18 protein-coding genes and 1 tRNA gene are annotated in these 21147 nt (G+C 63.8%); 9 read left to right on the top strand and 10 right to left on the bottom strand.

Annotation, left to right across the window (positions count from 1 at the left end; all coding sequences use genetic code 11):
• The first annotated feature begins 198 nt into the window (after positions 1-198).
• A complete protein-coding gene (locus tag QJT78_RS40085) occupies positions 199-360 on the top strand; it encodes a hypothetical protein (RefSeq protein WP_157790054.1) in 162 nt (53 codons plus the stop codon).
• 35 nt (positions 361-395) lie between these two features.
• On the opposite strand, the gene QJT78_RS40080 is transcribed toward QJT78_RS40085, so the two are convergent.
• From QJT78_RS40080 to QJT78_RS40070, 3 genes are all read right to left on the bottom strand, one after another.
• Entirely contained in the window at positions 396-665 is a 270-nt protein-coding gene (locus tag QJT78_RS40080) for a hypothetical protein (protein ID WP_038944600.1), read from the bottom strand.
• A 145-nt stretch (positions 666-810) separates the two neighbouring features.
• A complete protein-coding gene (locus tag QJT78_RS40075) occupies positions 811-1998 on the bottom strand; it encodes a tyrosine-type recombinase/integrase (protein WP_038944601.1) in 1188 nt (395 codons plus the stop codon).
• 161 nt (positions 1999-2159) lie between these two features.
• Positions 2160-2249 (bottom strand) — tRNA-Ser (locus tag QJT78_RS40070).
• A 196-nt stretch (positions 2250-2445) separates the two neighbouring features.
• On the opposite strand from QJT78_RS40070, the gene QJT78_RS40065 reads away from it, so the two are divergent.
• A complete protein-coding gene (locus tag QJT78_RS40065) occupies positions 2446-2787 on the top strand; it encodes a hypothetical protein (protein WP_028149274.1) in 342 nt (113 codons plus the stop codon).
• A gap of 37 nt (positions 2788-2824) precedes the next feature.
• Here QJT78_RS40065 and QJT78_RS40060 read toward each other — a convergent pair whose 3' ends face one another.
• The 3 genes from QJT78_RS40060 to QJT78_RS40050 all read right to left on the bottom strand — a co-directional run bounded on the left by QJT78_RS40060 (position 2825) and on the right by QJT78_RS40050 (position 6838).
• Positions 2825-4288, bottom strand: coding sequence for a trehalose-6-phosphate synthase (locus QJT78_RS40060; RefSeq protein WP_028149275.1), 1464 nt, complete (start codon positions 4286-4288; stop codon positions 2825-2827).
• 237 nt (positions 4289-4525) lie between these two features.
• Complete coding sequence (gene otsB / locus QJT78_RS40055) at positions 4526-5347, bottom strand: trehalose-phosphatase (protein WP_038944329.1); 822 nt, start codon at positions 5345-5347, stop codon at positions 4526-4528.
• Positions 5348-5350: 3 nt separating this feature from the next.
• Entirely contained in the window at positions 5351-6838 is a 1488-nt protein-coding gene (locus QJT78_RS40050) for an MFS transporter (RefSeq protein ID WP_028149277.1), read from the bottom strand.
• Between the two features lie 182 nt (positions 6839-7020).
• Between QJT78_RS40050 and QJT78_RS40045 the strand changes: the two genes are divergently transcribed.
• Positions 7021-7407 carry a DUF3175 domain-containing protein gene (locus tag QJT78_RS40045; RefSeq protein ID WP_028149278.1) on the top strand — a complete coding sequence of 129 codons (387 nt, stop codon included), beginning with the start codon at positions 7021-7023 and terminating at the stop codon, positions 7405-7407.
• Between the two features lie 15 nt (positions 7408-7422).
• Here QJT78_RS40045 and QJT78_RS40040 read toward each other — a convergent pair whose 3' ends face one another.
• Complete coding sequence (locus QJT78_RS40040) at positions 7423-9456, bottom strand: methyl-accepting chemotaxis protein (protein WP_281460533.1); 2034 nt, start codon at positions 9454-9456, stop codon at positions 7423-7425.
• Positions 9457-9765: 309 nt separating this feature from the next.
• On the bottom strand, positions 9766-11805 hold the full coding sequence (locus QJT78_RS40035) for a HAMP domain-containing methyl-accepting chemotaxis protein (protein ID WP_028149280.1): 2040 nt from the start codon (positions 11803-11805) through the stop codon (positions 9766-9768).
• 353 nt (positions 11806-12158) lie between these two features.
• Between QJT78_RS40035 and QJT78_RS40030 the strand changes: the two genes are divergently transcribed.
• From QJT78_RS40030 to QJT78_RS40015, 4 genes are all read left to right on the top strand, one after another.
• Positions 12159-12644, top strand: coding sequence for a (2Fe-2S)-binding protein (locus tag QJT78_RS40030; RefSeq protein WP_028149281.1), 486 nt, complete (start codon positions 12159-12161; stop codon positions 12642-12644).
• Positions 12645-12728: 84 nt separating this feature from the next.
• Entirely contained in the window at positions 12729-15071 is a 2343-nt protein-coding gene (locus tag QJT78_RS40025) for a xanthine dehydrogenase family protein molybdopterin-binding subunit (protein WP_038944328.1), read from the top strand.
• Positions 15072-15084: 13 nt separating this feature from the next.
• On the top strand, positions 15085-15885 hold the full coding sequence (locus QJT78_RS40020) for a xanthine dehydrogenase family protein subunit M (protein ID WP_028149283.1): 801 nt from the start codon (positions 15085-15087) through the stop codon (positions 15883-15885).
• 231 nt (positions 15886-16116) lie between these two features.
• Positions 16117-17241 (top strand): CaiB/BaiF CoA-transferase family protein, encoded by a 1125-nt coding sequence (locus tag QJT78_RS40015; RefSeq protein WP_028149284.1) that lies wholly within the window; start codon positions 16117-16119, stop codon positions 17239-17241.
• Positions 17242-17421: 180 nt separating this feature from the next.
• Here the strand turns inward: QJT78_RS40015 and hppD are convergent, their stop codons facing one another.
• Positions 17422-18540 carry a 4-hydroxyphenylpyruvate dioxygenase gene (gene hppD / locus QJT78_RS40010; RefSeq protein WP_028149285.1) on the bottom strand — a complete coding sequence of 373 codons (1119 nt, stop codon included), beginning with the start codon at positions 18538-18540 and terminating at the stop codon, positions 17422-17424.
• A 119-nt stretch (positions 18541-18659) separates the two neighbouring features.
• On the opposite strand from hppD, the gene QJT78_RS40005 reads away from it, so the two are divergent.
• Together QJT78_RS40005 and QJT78_RS40000 are read left to right on the top strand one after the other, a co-directional pair.
• Positions 18660-19139: an Lrp/AsnC family transcriptional regulator gene (locus QJT78_RS40005; RefSeq protein WP_028149286.1), complete on the top strand. Its 480-nt coding sequence runs from the start codon at positions 18660-18662 to the stop codon at positions 19137-19139.
• A 73-nt stretch (positions 19140-19212) separates the two neighbouring features.
• A complete protein-coding gene (locus QJT78_RS40000) occupies positions 19213-19524 on the top strand; it encodes a DUF1272 domain-containing protein (protein WP_028149287.1) in 312 nt (103 codons plus the stop codon).
• A gap of 133 nt (positions 19525-19657) precedes the next feature.
• Here the strand turns inward: QJT78_RS40000 and fahA are convergent, their stop codons facing one another.
• Complete coding sequence (gene fahA, locus QJT78_RS39995) at positions 19658-20926, bottom strand: fumarylacetoacetase (protein ID WP_038944327.1); 1269 nt, start codon at positions 20924-20926, stop codon at positions 19658-19660.
• Positions 20927-21147: the final 221 nt, after the last annotated feature.

Below are 21147 nucleotides of genomic sequence, written 5' to 3'. Positions count from 1 at the left end.
AAGCTCTTGCCCGGGAAACAAACTCAAACTAACAGTCCCTTGTCCTGCCTCGCGGGTGGAGGAATTTGACTGACCACACCCGGAGGAATTTGAAGTGACCCGCGGGGCATGCCGCATTCCCGTTGCTGCGCGCAGGGCGCCACCACCGCCACGCGATCCGTAAAGCCGCCAAGCCGAGACGGGCTCGCATATCAACAATTGGCTCAGATCGCCGGGGGCTACAGCCGCCGAAGTGAGGCGCCCAAACAGATCATGCTTCAGATGATTCTGATCACGACGACGCTGGGCCTTACCTTGGTCGCGGCGATCATCGTTGTATTCGAAGTCGTCGCCGCGTTGGAGCGTCGGCGCCTGCGGTAAGGCCGCCTCAGTTGACGGCCCAAGCCAATACGTTGCTATTTGAGAGTCAGCAGATCTTCACTGTACGGCATCAGTATCACGTAGGTGCCGCTTTCGTGCTTCGACAGCCAACCGCGCTCGATCGCGTGTTTGAGCCCGACGCCGAACTCGCTGCCACTGCCCTTCAGCTTGAACAAAAAGGGCGCGTTGATCCTCTCGATGTAGATGCGGCCGTCCTGGACAGCCTCGACGCTGGCTGCGAGCTCGACGAGCTTGCGCGCGGCCGCTTCCGGGTCAGCATAGGGTCGTTCGTCAGCGTGCTTCATCGGCGTGTCCCATTGGCCGCCGGCGCGGCGAAAATGTGCCCCAGATGCGGATAGCTCTCCGCCGCATCCTTAAGACCTCGTTGTAGAGATCGTCGAGAAGGTGCCGCCGGCGAGAACCGACGGGCCTTTCGTTCGGTAGCCGGAGTTATCCCACCCTGCGGTCTTGCAGCTGAAACACATTGCTGCCGGTGAGGAATGCGGCCCAATCCTTCATTAGAGCCCGTCGCTTTTCCAACTTTTGGCCCCGCTGATAGGCTGCGGTGGTCTCGCTCTTGTATTTGTGGGCCAGCGCGGCTTCGCGTACGCCGTCCGGATAATCGGTGCATTCCTCCGCCCAAGTCGCGAAGGTTGACCGGAAACCATGCACGGTCACGTGTCCGTAGCCGAGACGATCAAGTACTGCGAGCATTGCGTTTTCTGAGAATGCTCCGCCATCAAGACCGGCGAAGATCAGTTCGCCTTGGCGTCCATCGCGCAACTCGTCGAGTACCGCCAGGGCGGGGTCGGACAATGGAACGTAATGGTCCTGGTCCATCTTCATTCGGTCGCCCGGAATTTTCCAAGTCGAATTTGGCCGATCGATCTCGGACCACCGCCCCTCGACCGCCTCGTTGGTGCGGCAAGCCGTAAAGATTAGGAAGCGCAACATGGCAGCAGCTCTGCCTGGCGCGCTAGCTAGAAGCCTCAAAAATGCCGGAGCTTCGGCATAGGCCAAAGCCTCGCGCATCTGCCGTGTCAGTTCGGCTGGGTTGCGGAACTCAGGATCGTCGATATCGACGTTCTTTGCGATGATCGTCTCAATTCGCCCACGGACGCGGTTCGCAGTCTCCCGCTTCTCCACCCAGATTGGCTCCAGCAGATCGTGGATGTGGCTTGGCTTGATCTCCGGAATCGTCAGTTTGCCGATGGTGGCATAGGCGTAGCGTTTCAGGGAGGACGGCCATTGATCGCGATGCTTCTCACTCCAGGTCGACCAGTTCGCCCGAATGTAGGCTTCGGCACATTCTTCAAAGGTTGGCAATACCATATTGGCCACGACGGTTTTTGCTTCGTCGCGTGCTTTTCGCCGCTCTTGAACGATGTCGATACCGGCCGTGCTGCGATCACCTTTAACACGCAGTCGGGCCGCATCGCGGGCAAGCCGCGCATCCTTTAGCGATACCTCCTTCAACGAGCCAAGACCGTGCCACCGCTCTTTTCCGTCTTTCCAATATCTATACGACCAGCTTCTCGACGTCGGTCCTGTGACGATCAAATACAGGCCGCCGCCATCGGCGTATTTGCCGGGCTTTATGAGGCGCTCTACGTCGAGTGGTTTGAGCCGTCCAGCCATTGTTCCTCCAACGAAATCGTCCTCCGAACCCACGGTCTTCAGCTACGGTCAGTGACCCGATTAGGAAGAACACCAACGAACTGCGAAGTACAGTCATTCGGCGTAAGTCACTGAAGTTGCTGTGGAGTTCGAACGACCACGAACAGTGGCGAACAATATACTGGCGGAGAGAGTGGGATTCGAACCCACGGTACGGTTTCCCGCACACACGCTTTCCAAGCGTGCGCCTTAAGCCACTCGGCCATCTCTCCGGAGCGCCCTCTCTTGAAGGGGAGCCGATGATTTTGCAAGGGATCGCGGGGAAATCGGGTGAATTTTCCGTAAGATATTGTATTTGAAAGACAATATCTGGCGTCCGCTGGCGCTTCGGAACCGCCCAATGGCTGAACCGGAAGCGGGTTTGGCGCGACGATTCACCCAAGACCGCCAAACACGACCAGGGACGCCATGACCATCCAAAAGACCATCGCCGCGCTGGGCCTGATTTCGGCCCTTGGCTCCGCCTTCGCCGTGCCGGCCGCCGCGCAGGTCTGCACCCGGCAGGGCGTCGACGTGAGTTGCGACGACGGGCGCCGCGGAGTGCTTTCGGGCGATGCCATCATCTGGCCGGACGGGACGCGCTCGAGCGCCTCGCCGCATCCGAGCGTGATCATCGGCAACAAGAGCTCGGTGCATGTCGGACCCGGCGTGTTCGTCGGCCAGGGCAAAGGCATGGTGCCGCTGGACGATCCCAACGCGCCGAACAAGCGGCAATGCGCGATTTTGGACGGGGTGTCGTATTGCTATTGAGCGCCTCTCCCCGCGAGAAAGGGGAGAGCAAGAAAGCTTAAATCAGCCGCACACCTGATATCGCCGACTTCAGCCAGCGCAGGGCCTGCGGCGGCTGGGTCTCGAGCGGCGCGACGACGGCCTTCTCGGTCCGGCACCTCTCCAGCTCGGCGACGAAGTCGGCGGACCATTGCTGGATGGTGTGGCCGCGCAGCTTCTTCATCATCGCGTCCCAGCGCATCTTGCGCTCGGCCAGGGGCATCGCGGCCGCGACCGCGATCGCGCGCGCCATGCCGTCGATGTCGTGCGGATTGACCAGCAGCGCCGTTTCGAGCTCGTTGGCGGCGCCGGCGAACTTCGACAGCACCAGCACGCCGGGATCGGCCGGGTTCTGCGCGGCGACATATTCCTTGGCGACGAGGTTCATGCCGTCATGCAGCGGCGTCACCACGCCGATCTGTGCGGTGCGGTAGAGACCCGCGAGCACGGTCTGGCTGAAGCCCTTGTTGAGGTAGCGGATCGGCGTCCAGTCGACCTCGCCGTGGCGGCCGTTGACGTCGGTGACGAGACGCGCGACCTCGTTCTGAAGATTGCCATAGGCCTCGATCGCGCCGCGCGAGGGGTTGGCGATCTGGAGCAGCGAGATGCTGCGCGCGAACTGCGGATGCTCGGTCCAGAGCCGATCGAACGCGCTGATGCGATTGACGAGACCCTTGGAATAGTCGAGCCGGTCGACGCCGATCGCGAGCCGCTCGCCGTTGAGACTGCGGCGCAGCCGCGACACGTCGGGATGCGAGGCCGACTTCGCGGCATAAGCTGCGAACTTCTCCGCATCGATGCCGATCGGAAAAACCTCGCAACGCGTACGGCCATGCTGCGAGATCGCAACGCCGTCTTCGACGACGAGGCCGAGCTCGCCCGCGACATAGCCGAGAAAATTCTGGCAATCCTCATTGGTCTGGAAGCCGAGCAGATCATAGGCCAGCATCGCCGTGATCAGCTCGCGATGATTGGGCACGCCCTGCATCACCGCAGCGACCGGCCACGGCGTGTGCAGGAAGAAGCCGATCGGATCATCGACGCCGAGATCGCGCAGCTCCGCGCCGAGCGCGAGGAAATGATAGTCCTGCACCCAGAAAGCCGTTTTCGCTTTCCGGAAGCGCATCAAGGCGCGCGCCATGAAGGCGTTGACCTCGCGATAGCTGACATAGTCGTCCCGCGAGACGCGGATCAGATCGCTGCGCGAATGCAGGGCCGGCCACAACGCCGAATTGGCAAAACCTTCGTAATAGCCGCCGTAGTGCGCCGCCGGCAGATCCAGCGTCGCAATCGCGCCCGAGCCCAGCGCTTCGATCTCGGCAAACGGTTCCTTCTGATGGCCGTCACGCACGCGGCCTGACGAACCCACCCAGATAGCACCCGAATGTTCCACAACGGGAAGCAACGCCGCAGCCAAGCCACCCGTCATGGGCTCGTTGGGTTTGCCGCGCGCAACTCGATTCGAAACGACGACTAAGTTCACAGGCCGTCCCCTCCTGTTCATTCCACCCCGTTTAACTGCCGTTCATCAATATGGTTCCTGATCATCATTTGTACGAATTGAAACCAAAATCAGGCGCGTGCGTTGGAACCAGTGTTCCTCCTGGGAACCCGGCGGTTTCACTCAACAAAGTCGATTTTCGTCGCTGTGTTGCCCAGCATGAATTGCGCGCGCGAGGGAACTACGCGAGCGACAATGTGGCCCCGAGGTGTCGGTGCCTTATTCCAACCTTGTATCGTCGAGCAGATGTGCGAGGAACGCGCGGACATCCTTCGGCTCGTCGAAATGGCCGTTGACGCCGATGGCGCGGCGGCCGACCGAGAAGGACAGCCCGTTCATGTCGGGCATGATCGCGAACACGGTCTCATCGGTAACGTCGTCGCCGATGAAGATCGGACGGCGCCCTTTGAAGGGCTCATGCTTCATCAATTCGCGCACGCCGGTCGCCTTGGTGAAGCCGTCGTGCTTGATCTCGCAAACGAACTTGCCGGGTAGCACCTCGATCGGCGCATTGGGCAGATCGGCGCGGATCAGCGAGACGGCTTCGTAGATCGCCTTCTCCGCATGCGGCGCGAGGCGATAATGCAGCGCCAGCGAATAGCCCTTGTCCTCGAGCAGAATGCCGGGGCTGAGCTTTGCGATCGCAGCCAGGCCCCGCTTCAGCTCCTTGTCCATCGGCGGCGCATGCACGTCATCGGCCTCATTGCTCACCGACAGGCGCATCTCAGCGCCGTGACCGGCGACCGCGCGAAACACGTCGGGCGCGAAGATCAGGTCGATGTCGTTGAGCGAACGCCCGCTGACCATCGCCAGCGCGCCGGAGGTGCGCTCGGTCAGCCGGTTCAGTGTTTCCGACAGGCCCGGCGGCACCCACACCTCGCGCGGCGTCGGCATCAGGTCGAGCAGCGTACCGTCGATGTCGAGCAGGATCGCGGTCTCCCCCAGATGCGGCACGAGCGCATGCGGCACCGGCACCGCGTCGGGCGCTTCTTCGTCAACCATGGGGCGCTTCTGATCCAGTTCAGCCAGTTCCGATTTCATAGTCTACTCCATAAAGGCAAGCGGCCGCGCGATTTGTTCGAGCGATTTTCGTTCCGCGGCGACGGCGTAGCGCCACGCCACGATCGCAGCCGCAATCATCAGGAAGGCCCCCAGCAGATAGCCCGCGAACACGCTGGTGCGCGATCCCGTGTCGATCAGCGCGCCGAACAGCGCGGGTCCGATCACGCCGCCGATGCCGGTGCCGACCGCGTAGAACACCGCGATCGCCAGCGCGCGCACCTCCAGAGGGAACGTTTCGCTGACGGTCAGGTAGGCGGCGCTCGCGGCGGGCGAGGCAAAGAAGAAGATCACCATCCAGGCAATGGTCTGCCCCTGCGCGCTCAGCGCGCCGATCGAGAACAGATAGCCAGAGAGCGCCAGCAGCACGCCCGATACGCCGTAGGTGAACGTGATCATGACGCGGCGGCCGAGCGTATCGAACAGGCGGCCGAGCAGCAGCGGACCGAGGAAGTTGCCGGCGGCGAACGGCAGGAGATACCAGCCGACATGATCGGCGCTGATGCCGTAGAAGTCGGTCAGCACCAGCGCGAAGGTGAAGAAGATCGCGTTGTAGAAGAACGCCTGCGCGACCATCAGCACGAGGCCGACCAGGGAGCGCTGGCGATAGACGGAGAACAACGTGTGCACGACCTCCCTGATCGGCGTGTGGTCGCGCATCTTCAGTCGGATTTTCGCGAAGCGGCCGTCGCTCGCATGCTGGTCGTGCCCAATCACCGAGCGCTCGATCTCGTCCACGATGGCGTGGGCCTGGTCGGGCCGGCCGTGGATCATCAGCCAGCGCGGGCTCTCCGGAATCCACATCCGCATCAACAGCACGACGAGGCCGAGGGCCGCGCCGATGAGATAGGCGAGGCGCCAGCCGAGATCGGGACCGATCAATGCGGGATCGAGCAGCACGATGGCTGCCACCGCGCCCATCGCCGCGCCGATCCAGAAGCTGCCGTTGATGACGAGATCGGTCCAGCCGCGATAGCGCGCCGGCACCAGTTCCTGGATCGTCGAGTTGATCGCAGTGTATTCGCCGCCGATGCCGGCGCCGGTGAGAAAACGAAACAGCGCGTAACTCGCGACATTCCACGACAAGGCGGTCGCGGCGGTCGCGGAGAGATAAAGCGCCAGTGTGATGAAGAACAGCTTCTTGCGGCCGATGCGATCGGTGAGCCAGCCGAAGCCGAGCGCGCCGAGCACCGCACCGGCAAGATATGCGGAATTGGCGATACCGAGATCGAGATTGGAGAACTGCAGGGTTGGGCTCTGCTTCAGCGCGCCGGAGAGCGCGCCGGCGAGCGTCACCTCGAGCCCGTCGAGGATCCAGGTGATCCCGAGCGCCAGCACGACGCGGGTGTGAAAGCCGCTCCACGGCAGCGCGTCGAGCCGCGCGGGAATGCTGGTCTCGACGATGCGGTCGGTCGCGGCCGCCGCAGAGACTGCAGGTCCATAATTCAGCGCTGGGCTTTGCTGCAATTCCATCGCGTTGCTGGGTCTAACCAATGGAAGCGGCCCCGGCTCACATGGTGCGAACGGGGGCGATCCGATCATCGGGGTGCGGCATTCCGCCTGCCACCTGCGACAACGCCTGCGGCAAGGGCAGGTTCCCGCAGGAACAGCCCTTGGGGTCATCCGTTTCCGATGGAGCCGCAGGGAGTTGACGCATGGCTCACGTCAGAAAGACGACACATTCTCGAAAGACGGGAGCGCGGAAAACCAGTGCGAGGCGCAGCACGACCGCGCGCAAGAGCACGAAGCGCGCCTCGCCAAAGCGCTGGTCGCAGCGCGTGACGAAGGAGAGCGATGCACTCGACCTCAAGCAGGGCGTGTTCAAGCTGACCAGCGCAAAGAAGATCGCGATCTCGCTGAAGCGCTCGGCCGTACACAGCTCGCGCCGCAAGTCCGGCGCCTACCGCTCGGCGCTCTCGATGCTGACCTTCTACATCAACCGCGCCGGCAAGACGCTGCCCAAGACACAACGCGCCAAGACACAACGCGCGCGGCTGGAGCGCGCGAAGGTCGAGTTGAGGCGGGCGTTCGGGAGGGAGTGAGACTCGGTCTGAGCCTTACGCGGCCCTGATATTGCCCATGAAGCGATCGAGCTCGGCGCGCAGGCGCGTGCTTTCGGATGACAGCGTCTTGGCCGAGTTCAGCACCTCTTCCGAGGCCGAACCGGTTTCAGCGGCGCCGCGATTGACCTGGCCGATGTCGGTGGCGGCGGTCTGGGTACCCTGCGCAACGGTCTGGACGCTGCGCGCGATTTCCTGCGTCGCGGCGCCCTGCTGCTCGACGGCGCTCGCAATCGACGTCGAGATCGACGAGATCTGGCCGATGGTCGCGCCGATTTCCTTGATCGCGGCGACCGACTCGGCGGTCGCGCCCTGCATCCCGGTAATGTGGGAGGAGATTTCGTCGGTCGCCTTCGCGGTCTGACTCGCCAGCGACTTCACTTCGCTGGCGACCACGGCGAAGCCACGGCCGGCCTCACCCGCGCGCGCCGCCTCGATGGTGGCGTTGAGCGCAAGGAGGTTGGTCTGCTCGGCGATCGCCGTGATCAGCTTGACCACTTCGCCGATCTGCTGGGCGGCGTGCGAGAGCTTGCCGATGCGGCCGTCGGTTTCCTTCGCCTGCACCACGGCAGCTTCCGCAATACGGCTGGAGTCGCGGACCTGGCGGCCGATTTCCTCGACCGAGGCCGAGAGCTCTTCCGTCGCGGTTGCGACCGACTGCATGTTGCTGGAGGCCTGCTCGGAGACACCGGCGACCTGGCTCGACAGGCTCTGCGTGGTCTCGGCGGTGCGGGTCAGCGTGGAGGCTGCCGATTCGAGCTGCACGGCGGAGGCCGAGACGTTCGACACGATGGCGCCGACCGCGCTCTCGAAATCGTCGGCAAAGCGAATCAGCTCGGAGCGGCGGCTTGCGGCCTGCTCGCGGTTCTGGGCTTCGCTCGCGGCGGCGTCGCGCTCGGCTTTCGCGACCGCCTGAACCTTGAATTCCTCGACCGCACCGGCCATCTCGCCGATCTCGTCCTTGCGTCCCAGGCCCGGCAACACGACGTCGAAATTGCCGGACGCAAGCTCGCGCATCGCCTTGCACATCGCGATCATCGGACGCGAGATGCCGTTGCCGAGCATCAGGGCCAGCACGGCGCCAATGGCGAGGCCGCCGAGCGCCATCATCAGCATCAGCCGTTCAGTCTCGGTGATGGTGGAGTTGGCGCTCGCTTCGATGCGCTGCTGATCCGAGGTCAGATCGGACCGCAACTCGGCCGAGAGTTTCAGGATGCCCGCCGCCGTCTTGGTCATCTCGCCGTTCAACTTGACGATGACCTTCACGTTCTCGGTCAGTTTCGCAAACGAGGTGCGATACTGTTTCAGCAGATTGCCGATCTCGGTGACGCGGTCGGTGATCTTCTGGTCGTTGGCATAGATCGAGACCAGCAGCGTCTCCAGGAATTTGATGCGGGCGATCACGCCGTCGGCGGTCTTCGGCTCCGGCTTGGCGACGAAGGCGCTGACCGAGGTCGAGACCGCGAGATATTGCGAGGTGACGTCCTTGGCCGTGGTCTGAACCGAGTTCAGGCCTGCCAGCGCGGCGGTATCGGCGAGATCGTCGAATTTGAAGCGGATCTTGTTGCCGACGCTGTTGAGCTCGTCGGCGGCGATCTTGTTGTTCTCGCGCGTCAGCGTGATGATCTCACCGAACACCTTGGTGAAGCGCTGGAATTCGGCCTCGAGCTTGCCGACCTGTTCGCGGCGCGCCGCGCCGGTCGTGGCCGCCACCGACTTGGCGATCGCGCCCTTCAGATTCTCTTCGGCGGCTTTGGCCGCGGTCTCGTCATCGGTCGCGCCCGTCAGCGTATAGGCCCGCGCCAGTCCCTGATAGGCGATCAGCTCGCGGTCCACGGTCCGCGCGAGGTCCGCTTCCGACACGCTGGCCCGGTAGGAGGCCACGGCGGCCTGGATCCGCTCGAAGCCGAAATAGACGAAAGCCATGCTGACGGCGAGGATGGCCAGCACAGCCACGAAGCCGAGGATGATTTTTGCACGAAAACGCAGGGTGAAGAGCTTCGATGTGTTCGGCGTCGACTTGACGGGCATTCCCCACCCCATTCCATTCGCGGAAAACCAGGCGCAGCCCGGAAGCAGCCCGCTTCCTGACTCATATGCACGGTAATTGGCAAAGGATAAGCCACGGTAAATTTATGGCGTCGCAACTTGCGGTTAGGTGACGCGGGCGAGCCTGTCGTCCCCGCGAACGCGGGGACCCATAGCCACAGGAAGATGTTTGGCGAAGACTTCGGAGTTGCCAGCTCGCTCCATAACCTCTCCCTGGGGGTATGGGTCCCCGCTTTCGCGGGGACGACAGCCGAGAGTGGAGCGACAACGAGGGCTTCAGGCTCCGCAAACTTACGCCGCCCGGATATTCCCCATGAACCGGTCGAGCTCAGCGCGCAGGCGGGTGCTTTCGCTGGACAGGGTTTTGGCCGAATTCAGGACCTCCTCCGAGGCCGAGCCGGTTTCGGCGGCGCCACGGTTGACCTGGCCGATGTCGGTGGCGGCGGTCTGGGTGCCCTGCGCGACGGTCTGGACGCTGCGGGCAATCTCCTGCGTCGCTGCGCTCTGCTCTTCCACGGCGCTCGCGATCGAGGTCGAGATCGACGAAATCTTGCCGATGGTGGCGCCGATCTCCTTGATCGCGGCGACCGACTCGGCTGTCGCACCCTGCATGCCCGCGATGTGCGAGGAGATCTCGTCGGTGGCCTTCGCGGTCTGGCTGGCCAGCGACTTCACCTCGCTGGCGACCACGGCGAAGCCGCGGCCGGCCTCGCCCGCGCGCGCCGCCTCGATGGTGGCGTTGAGCGCCAGAAGGTTGGTCTGCTCGGCGATCGCGGTGATCAGTTTGACCACCTCGCCGATCTGCTGGGCGGCGTGCGACAGCTTGCCGATCCGGCCGTCGGTTTCCTTGGCCTGGACCACCGCAGCTTCGGCAATGCGGCTGGAATCGCGGACCTGGCGACCGATCTCCTCGACGGAGGCCGATAGCTCCTCGGTCGCGGTTGCGACCGACTGCATGTTGCTCGAAGCCTGCTCGGACACGCCGGCAACCTGGCTCGACAGGGTCTGCGTGGTTTCGGCGGTTCGGGTCAGCGTGGAGGCCGCCGATTCGAGCTGCACAGCGGAAGCCGACACGTTCGATACGATGGCACCGACCGCGCTTTCAAAGTCATCGGCAAAGCGAATCAGCTCGGAACGGCGTGCGGTGGCCAGTTCCTTGTTCTGGGCTTCGCTGGCGGCGGCATCGCGCTCGGCCTTGGCCACGGCCTGAACCTTGAATTCCTCGACCGCGCCGGCCATCTCGCCGATCTCGTCCTTGCGGCCGAGGCCCGGCAGCACGACGTCGAAATTGCCCGACGCCAGCTCGCGCATCGCCTTGCACATCGCGATCATCGGACGCGAGATGCCGGTGCCGAGCAGGAAGGCGAGGATCGCGCCGAGCAGCGTACCGCCGACGGCCAGCATCAGCACCAGTTGCTCGGTCCGTCCGATGGTCGCTTCCGACTCCGAATCCAGCCGCTGCTGTTCGGCGACGAGGTCCGCCTTCATGGCGGTGGCGCCTTGCAGGATCGCACCGGCCGAACCGCTCATCTCGGTGACGAGATCATCCACCATCTTGGCGTTGGCGATCAGCTTCTCCAGCGCTTCGCGATAGGCCACGAGGATGGTCTTGGCGTCCTTCAGGCCCGCGACGATCTTGTCGTCCATGGAATAGACCGCGCCGAGCGAATTCTCGACGAATTTCAGCCGCGCCAGCGCGCTGGTCGCAATCGCCTGGTCGGAGGTCAGCACGAAATTGGTGGCTGCGGCGCTCGCGGTCTGGAACTGGGCGTTGACCTGCTTGGTGCCGAACTCGATCGACTGCGCCTCGGAATCGGAAGCATTGTTGCCGATATCGTCAAGCTTGTACTTCAGGAGATTGGCTTGGCGCGTCAGCTGGTTCTGCACCAGCAGCGCACTGTCGCGCTTGGCCTGGAGGACCTTCGCGAAGGTCGCGGAGAAGTTGGAGAATTCCTTGGCGAGCTTGTTGAGGCCCTCCTGCCGCGCCGGCTTCTGGGCACTCTTGACCGCCTGGTCGATGGCGCTCTTCAGGCCGGTCTCGGCGTCCAGCGCTGCCTTGGCATCGTCCTCCTTGCCAGTGACGACGAAATAACGGACTGCCGAGCGGTAGGCGAGCAGTTCGCGGTCGATGTTGCGGGCAAGATCGGCCTCGGTGACGCTGCTGCGGTAGGACCCGACCCCGGACGAGACCCGCTCGAAGCCGAAATAAGAGAAAGCCATGCTGCCGGCTGAGATCACCAGCACCGCGGCGAAGCCGAGGATAATCTTGGCGCGGAACCTGAGGGTCGGCAATATTGTACGCTTCGACGGCGACGCGATACGCCCGGACATTCCAACCCCCATTTACTATTCAGCCGTGATCCGGAGGCGCCCCGCCCCCGGACCCGGATGCGCAAAACTAGGGCACAATGGATAAAGGGCGGTAAATTCGGCAGGCGCGTGCAATCCGGGGCCTCATCGGCCAAAAGCCGACCGGATGGGATGACGGCTGGCATCCCACGTGGGCCGACCATTTTGCGGCAGTCGACCCGCGTCGCCCGCCCAAGTCCCCGCCCAAGTCATTGCCCGCTCGTCAGGATCGATGACTTTTCCATGACCGGCGTGACCAAAATCCTAGTTGCAAAGTCCGGGGGCGGCGGTCTCTAATTAGAAACAATCAAAATCACTCCGGGGAGGTATATTCCGTGTCTACAGTCAAACTGACGGTGAACGGCAAGGCCGTTGCCGTCGACGTCGAGGACCGCACGCTGCTGGTCCAGCTCCTGCGGGATCACCTCAACCTCACCGGGACCCATGTCGGCTGCGACACCAGCCAGTGCGGCGCTTGCGTCGTGCACGTGGACGGCCGGGCGGTGAAATCCTGCACCATGCTGGCGGGCCAGGCCGACGGCGCCAGCGTCACCACCATCGAAGGCATCGCCAAGGGCGACGAGCTGCACCCGATGCAGGCCGCCTTCCGCGACAATCACGGCCTGCAATGCGGCTATTGCACGCCGGGCATGATCATGTCGGCGATCGACATCGTGCACCGCCATGGCGGCCAGCTCGACGAGCCCACGGTCCGCCAGGAGCTCGAAGGCAATATCTGCCGCTGCACCGGCTACCACAACATCGTCAAAGCCGTGCTGGACGCAGCCGGACGCATGAAGGTCTCGCAGGCGGCCGAGTAAAGCGGCGCGCCTCGAATAAAGAACCACCGCTGCTGCTTTCGAGGGAAAGCGCAGTCAAGACAATTCCGGTCGGGAGGACCAGACATGGGTGTTGAAGGCATCGGCGCGCGACTCGTGCGCAAGGAAGACAAGCGTTTCATTACCGGCAAGGGCCGTTACGTCGACGACATCAAATTGCAGGGCATGACCCATGCCCATTTCATCCGCAGCCCGCATGCGCACGCCAAGGTGAAGAAGATCGATTCGTCCGCCGCGCTGAAGATGCCGGGCGTGGTCGCAGTGCTCACCGGACAACAGATCGTCGACGACAAGGTCGGCAATCTCATCTGCGGCTGGGCAATCACCTCCAAGGACGGCAGCCCGATGAAGATGGGCGCATGGCCCGCGATGGCGCCGGAAACGGTGCGCTTCGTCGGCCAGGCCGTCGCGGTCGTGATCGCCGATAGCAAGAACCTCGCGCGCGACGCGGCCGAAGCTGTCGTCGTCGATTACGAGGAACTTCCCGCGGTCGCCGATATCCATGCCGCGATCAAGGCCGGCGCGCCTCAGCTTCACCCTGAGGCACCCGGCAACCAGGTCTATGACTGGGTGATCGGCGACGAGGGCGCGACGGATGCCGCCTTCGCCAAGGCCGCCAATGTCGTCAAGCTCGACGTCACCAACAACCGCCTCGCCCCGAACGCGATGGAGCCGCGCGCGGCGATCGCGGACTACGACGCGGCGGAAGAGCATTTCACTCTCTATACGACGTCGCAGAACCCGCACGTCGCCCGCCTCGTGCTCTCGGCGTTCTACAACATCGCCCCCGAGCACAAGCTCCGCGTCATCGCCCCCGACGTCGGCGGCGGCTTCGGCTCAAAAATCTTCATCTATCCCGAGGAGATGGTGGCGCTGTGGGCCTCGAAGAAGGTCGGCCGCCCGGTAAAATGGACCGGCGACCGCACCGAGGCCTTCCTCACCGATGCGCATGGCCGCGACCATGTGACCCATGCCGAGATGGCGTTCGATGCCAACAACAAGATCACCGGCTTGAAGGTCAAGACCTACGCCAATTTCGGCGCCTACATGTCGCTGTTCTCCTCGTCGGTCCCGACCTATCTCTACGCGACGCTGCTGTCGGGCCAGTACAATATCCCGGCGATCCATGCCGAGGTGGTCGGGGTCTACACCAACACCACGCCGGTCGACGCCTATCGCGGCGCGGGCCGCCCGGAGGCGAGCTATTTGATTGAGCGGCTGATGGAGACGGCGGCGCGGCAGCTCAAGGTCGATCCGGCAGCACTGCGCCGGAGCAACTTCATCACCCAGTTCCCGCACCAGACGCCCGTGATCATGGCCTATGACACCGGTGACTTTAACGCCTCGCTCGATGCGGCGATGAAGGCGATCGACTATGCCGGCTTCGCCGCCCGCAAGGCCAAGGCGAAGGCGGACGGCAAGCTGCGCGGCATCGGCGTGTCCTGCTATATCGAGGCCTGCGGCATCGCGCCGTCCAAGGCGGTCGGTAGCCTGGGCGCCGGCGTCGGCTTATGGGAATCCGCCGAAGTGCGGGTCAACCCGGTCGGCACCATCGAGATCCTGACGGGCTCGCACAGCCACGGCCAGGGTCACGAGACCACGTTCTGCCAGCTCGTCGCGGAACGCTTGGGCGTTCCCATCAGCCAGGTCTCGATCGTTCATGGCGACACCGACAAGGTGCAATTCGGCATGGGCACCTACGGCTCGCGCTCCGCGGCCGTCGGTCTCACCGCGATCCTGAAGGCCATGGAGAAGATGGAGTCCAAGGCCAAGAAGATCGCCGCGCATGCCCTTGAAGCGTCCGAAGGCGACATCGTCATCGAGAACGGCGAGTTCAAGGTGGCCGGTACGGACAAGGCGATCGCCTTCCCGATGGTCGCGCTCGCGGCCTACACCGCGCACAATCTGCCTGACGGGATGGAGCCGGGCCTGAAGGAAAGCGCCTTCTACGACCCCTCCAACTTCACCTTCCCGGCCGGCGCCTATATCTGCGAGCTCGAGGTCGATCCCGGCACCGGCAAGACCTCGTTCGTCAACTTCGTCGCGGCCGACGATTTCGGCCGGCTGATCAACCCGATGATCGTCGAGGGACAGGTCCATGGCGGCCTCGCCCAGGGCATCGGGCAGGCGCTGCTCGAGCACGCCATCTACGATGCCAACGGCCAGCCCGTCACGGCCTCGTTCATGGATTACTCCATGCCGCGCGCCGACGACCTGCCCTCGTTCAACCTCTCCCACACCACGACGCTATGCCCGGGCAATCCCCTGGGCATCAAGGGCTGCGGTGAGGCCGGCGCGATCGGCGCCTCTGCGGCCGTGATCAACGCGATCACGGATGCGATCGGCAAGAACAACCTGGAAATGCCCGCAACCCCGGACCGGGTGTGGCGCACGATCCACGCGGCCTGAGAGGAGCAACAAGATGTACCAGACCACTTATCATCGCCCCTCCTCGGTCGACGAGGCCGTCGCCCTGTTCGGCAAGAGCAGTGAGGCGAAATTCCTCGCCGGCGGCCAGACCTTGCTGCCGGTCATGAAGCAGCGGCTCGCCAGCCCGTCGGACGTGATCGACCTCGGCAAGATCAAGGAGCTGCAGGGCGTCGAACTCTCGGGCGACGTGCTGACCATCAAGGCCGGCACGACCTATTTCGACATCATGCAGAATGCCGATGTGAAGAAGGCGATCCCCGCGATCGCCTATCTCACCTCGGTGCTCGGCGATCCCGCCGTGCGTTATCGCGGCACGATCGGCGGCTCGATCGCCAACAACGATCCCGCCGCGGATTATCCGGCCGCGCTGCTCGCGCTCGGTGCCACCGTCAAGACCAACAAGCGGTCGATCTCAGCCGAGGACTTCTTCCAGGGCCTGTTCACGACGGCGCTGGAAGACGGCGAGATCATCACCGCGGTGTCGTTCCCGGTGCCGGCGAAGGCGGGCTACGAAAAGATGCGGCACCCGGCCTCGCGCTTCGCGCTGACCGCCGTGTTCGTTGCGCAGACGAAGTCGGGCGAGATCCGCGTTGCCGCCACCGGCGCCTCGCAGAGCGGCGTGATGCGGGTGCCCGCGATCGAAGCCGCGTTGAAGGCGAACTGGTCGCCGTCGGCGCTCGACAATGTCAGCATTCCCGCGAGCGGATTGCTGGCCGATATCCACGGCACCGCGGAATACCGCGCCAACCTCGTCAAGGTGATGGCGCAGCGCGCGGTGGCTGCCGCGGGCTGACCGAGTCGATAAAGCGCGACAGCACGTCGCGCCTTAGCGCCTCAACACAAATCTTTCGCGGCGCGCAGCAATGCGCGCCGCTTTTATTATGCGCCTATGCATGAAAACCGCTTGCCTCGCGGACATGAAGGCGAGAAAAGTTAATCAGCCAATTAACTCGCCCCCAAAGAGGAACGTCAAAGGCGATTGCCGGACCACCGGAATTCGCCGGCGACCCGAGGAAACAACAACGTGCTCGATAAACCAGCCCAAGAAAAATCAGAAGGCGCCTCCGTCCGCACCTCCGGCCCGCTCTCGGGTTTCCGTGTGGTCGAATTCGCCGGCATCGGACCCGGCCCATTCGCCTGCATGATGCTGGCCGACATGGGCGCCGATGTCGTCACGCTCGATCGCGTCGGTGCCAAGAAGAGCATGAAGTCGGTTGCGGGCCGCGGCCGCAAGGTGATCGAGCTCGACCTCAAGGACAAGGCGGCGATCGCAGAGGTGCTCGACCTGCTTGCCAGCGCCGACGCGCTGGTCGAGGGCTTTCGGCCCGGCGTGATGGAACGGCTTGGGCTCGGCCCGGACGTCGTGCTCGCGCGCAATCCAAAACTCGTCTACGGCCGCATGACCGGCTGGGGCCAGGAAGGCCCGCTCGCCAACGCCGCCGGCCACGACATCAATTACATCTCGATCACCGGCGCGCTGGCCGCGATCGGCACCAAGGAAGCCCCGGTGCCGCCGCTCAATTTGGTCGGCGATTTCGGCGGCGGTGCGCTCTATCTCGTCGTCGGAGTGCTCGCCGCTCTCCTCGAAGCGCAAAGGTCCGGCAAGGGCCAGATCGTGGACGCCGCGATGTGCGACGGCGCGGCCTCGCTGATGTCGTTCTTCTTCGACATGAAGACGATCGGCCGCTGGAGCGAGGGGCGCAACCAGAACTTCCTCGACGGCGGCGCACATTTTTACGGCGTCTATGAATGTGCCTGCGGGCACTTCGTCTCGATCGGCTCGATCGAACCGCAGTTCTACACGCTGCTGCGCGAGCACGCGGGCCTGACCGACGCCGATTTTGACGCGCAGATGAACCCCAAGGCCTGGCCCGCGCTGAAGGAAAAGCTGAAGACCGTGTTCAAGAGCAAGACGCGCGAGGACTGGTGCAGGATCATGGAAGGCACCGACATCTGCTTCGCGCCGGTGCTGACCATGTCGGAAGCGACCGAGCATCCGCACATGGTCGCCCGCAACGTCTTCCTCGAACGCCACGGCGTGAAGCAGCCCGCGCCCGCGCCACGGTTCTCACGTACCCCGTCGGCGGTGCGGGAGCCGGAGGGCGCGGAGATTGGTGCGGTGACGGCTGCGTGGAAGGTGGGGAAGTAGTCTCCGCTGTCGTCCCGGGGCGCGCGGAGCGCGAGCCCGGGACCCATAACCCCAGGGAGTGGTTTGGCGAAGACTCGGAGTTATCAGCTCGCGCCACAACTGCTCCCTGTGGTTATGGGTCCCCGCCTTCGCGGGGACGCCACCGATAGTGCGGATGCAGCTCGCGTCTAATGCAGCGACCTACGCCGCCGTATCCACCTTCAACACCCCACGCCGGATCTGGTCCTCCTCGATCGATTCGAACAGGGCCTTGAAGTTACCCTCGCCAAAACCATCGTCACCCTTGCGCTGGATGAACTCGAAGAAGATCGGCCCGATCGCGTTGGCGGAGAAAATCTGCAGCAGCACCTTGGTCTGGCCGCCATCGACCACGCCTTCACCGTCGATCAGGATGCCGTTGGTCTGGAGCCGCGCGACGTCCTCGCCGTGCTTCGGCAGGCGCGCGTCGATCCGCTCGAAATAGGTCTCCGGCGGCGACGGCATGAACGGCAGGCCGGCTTCGCGCAGGCCTTCGATGGTGGCGTGGATATCGCGGCAGCCGCAGGCGATGTGCTGGATGCCCTCGCCGCGATAGATATTCAGATATTCCTCGATCTGGCCGGACTCGCCGGCGTCCTCGTTGATCGGAATCCGGATCTTACCGTCGGGGCTGGTCAGAGCGCGCGAGAACAGGCCGGAGGCGCGACCCTCGATGTCGAAGAAGCGGATCTGGCGGAAGTTGAACAGCTTTTGGTAGAAGCCCGTCCACACATCCATGCGGCCGCGATGGACGTTGTGGGTGAGGTGATCGAGATAGAACAGGCCGGCGCCGACCGGCCGCGGATCGCGTGCGCCCAGCCACTCGAACTCGGCATCATAAGCCGAGCCCTTGGCGCCGTAGCGATAGACGAAATAGAGCAGGCTGCCGCCGATGCCCTTGATCGCGGGCACATCGAGCGTCTTCTGCACCGACGACACATCGGCAGGTTCGGCGCCAAGCGCGATCGCGCGGTTATAGGCCGCCTTCGCATCGACCACGCGAAACGCCATCGACGGCGCGCAGGGGCCGTGCGCGGCGACGAAGTCGAAGCCGTGGGTGCCGGACTCCTCGTTGACGAGATAGTTGATGTCGCCCTGGCGATAGACCGTGATCTTCTTGCTCTTGTGGCGGGCGACGGGCGCATAGCCCATCAGCTTGAACAGCGCGTGCAGCTCTTCCGGATTTGGATGCGCATATTCGACGAACTCGAACCCGTCGGTGCCCATCGGATTGTCGGCGGTGATGGTGGCCGGCGGTGCATCGTGCGGAAACGGACCCATGGTGCTCTCCAATTGTTGCTGCCATGAACTATCCTTCACTGGCCGTGCAATGAGCGTGCAAACGGGACGCATTTTGGCTATCATATGCACGGTCTGTGCATGAAATGGACGAATGACGCATGATCTCGGTAGACGCTTTCGACCTCAAGATCCTGGGCGCGCTCCAGGACGACGGCCGCCTCACCAACCAGGAGCTCGCCGATCTCGCGGGGCTCTCGGCCTCGCAATGCTCGCGGCGGCGGATGCGGCTGGAGGAGGAGAAGGTGATCTCGGGCTATCACGCCGATCTCTCCAGCGAAGCGCTGGGCTTCGGTGTGATCGCCTTTATCCAGGTGGGGCTCGCGACCCACTCGCCGGACAATTCGAAGCGCTTCCGCGCCTTGGTCAACCGCATCGACGAGATCCAGGAGGCTTATTCGCTGACGGGCGACGCCGACTACCTGCTCAAAGCCGTGCTGCGGGACCTGAAAGGTCTCTCGAACCTCGTCAACGACGTACTGATGCCGCACCAGAGCGTGGCGCATGTGCGTTCCTCGATCGTGCTCGACAGGCTCAAGGAGAGCTCGCGGCTACCGCTGAAGGATTTGAGAGCTGGCTGAAATCGAGGGAACTACGGCATTCGCGCTTCACGCGCCGTCTGCGATGATCAAGCCAATCTACGGAGATTCAGCCATGGCCCTCCAGCTTCGACCGAACTGCGAATATTGCGACCGCGACCTGCCGCCTGATGCAACGGATGCGCGGATCTGCTCCTACGAATGCACGTTCTGTGCGGATTGCGTCGAGACGAAACTCTCCAACGTCTGCCCGAATTGCGGCGGCGGTTTTGCACCGCGCCCGATCAGGCCGACGCAGGAATGGCGGCCGGGCGTGTGCGTCACCAAACACGTGCCGTCCGACAAGCGGGTGCATTTGAAATACAGCCCGGAGGATGTCGCGGCGCATTGCGCGCGGATCAAGGACGTGGCGCCCGAGAGGCGCTAGGCTCTGTCCACACCGTTGAGGCCGTAGGGTGGGCAAAGCGAAGCGTGCCCACCATGACCACCACGACTGCGGAAGAATGGTGGGCACGGCGCTAATGCGCCTTTGCCCACCCTACGACACCGGAGCGCGCGCCCTACTCCGCCGCCAAAATCGTCCCCTCGACCTCCCCGAACCCGACCCGGTAGCCACTGCCCTGGCACCAGCCGCGCATCACGAGGCTGTCGCCGTCTTCCAAAAACGAGCGCTTGATGCCGCCGGGCAATTCCACCGGCTCGGTGCCGTTCCAGCTGATCTCCAGCAGGCTGCCGCGCTGGTTCTTCTCCGGGCCGGAGATGGTGCCGGACCCAAGGAGATCGCCAACATTCATCGCGCAACCGCTGGAGGCGTGGTGCATGAGCTGCTGCACCGAGGACCAGTACATGTATTTGAAACTGGTGCGGCTGATGCCGGCGGGCGCATTGGCGCCGGCCGCGCGCAAGGAGACGTCGAGCTCGAGATCATAGTTCTGCGGCTTCGCCTGCTTGAGATAATCCAGCGGCACCGGCTCCTGCTCCGGCCCCTTCAGCCGGAATGGCTCCAGCGCCTCGCGCGTCACCACCCACGGGCTGATCGAAGTCGCGAACGCCTTTGCCAGGAACGGCCCGAGCGGCACATATTCCCATTGCTGGATGTCGCGCGCGCTCCAGTCGTTGAGCAGCACGAAACCGAAGATCATCTCCTCGGCCTGTTGCTCGGTCAGCATGCCGCCCATGGCTGAGGGCTGGCCGACCACGACGCCCATCTCCAGCTCGAAATCGAGCCGCTTGCACGGCCCGAAGCTCGGCAGCTCGACATTCGGCGGCTTCAGCTGCCCGCGCGGCCGCTTCACCTTCGTTCCGGAGACCACGACGGTCGAGGCGCGGCCATTATAGGCGATCGGCATGTGCAGCCAGTTCGGCTGCAGCGCATTGTCCTTGCCGCGGAACATCACGCCGACATTGGTGGCGTGCTCCCTCGACGAATAGAAATCGGTATAGCCGGACACTGCGAACGGCAGATGCAATTTCGCATCGCGCATCGGCACCAGAGCCTGCTTGCGCAGCTCCTCATTGTCGCGCAGTTCCGGATGATCGTGACGCAGCAGCTCGCTGATCCGCGCGCGTGTCTTCGTCCAGACTTTTGGTCCGAGCGCCATGAACGGATTGAGCGAGGGGCCGGAGAACACGCCGAGCGGGCCGACGTCGAGCCGGCAATCCTGCTCGAGCGCCCAGAGATCGAGCACATAAGTGCCGATCGCGACACCAACGCGCGGCGTGGGGTTCGCCGCGGTCGAGAACACGCCATAGGGCAGGTTCTGAATCGGGAAGTCGGAGGCGGCATCGACCTCGATGAAGGAGCGGAGGCTGGGGTCGTTGGGGTGCATTGTCACTTTCGGCCTGGTCCTTTCTTCCTTCTCCCCTTGTGGGAGAAGGTGGCGCGAAGCGCCGGATGAGGGGTTCTATCCGCGCGTCCGAATGAGAGAGGTTCACTCGCGGAGAGAACCCCTTGTAAGTCGAAGCGCCGCAGGTCAGCTATTGTAGACGTTGCGGTGACGGACGGGAGCCCGCAAACCCCCAGGTCGTTGCAGGCCGTGGGTGAGAGAGG

The organism is Bradyrhizobium sp. Mp27 (genome assembly GCF_029953005.1).
Lineage (GTDB): Bacteria > Pseudomonadota > Alphaproteobacteria > Rhizobiales > Xanthobacteraceae > Bradyrhizobium > Bradyrhizobium barranii.
The sequence above is the reverse complement of the archived record's forward strand: the minus strand, read 5'-3'. Positions and strand labels throughout refer to the sequence as shown.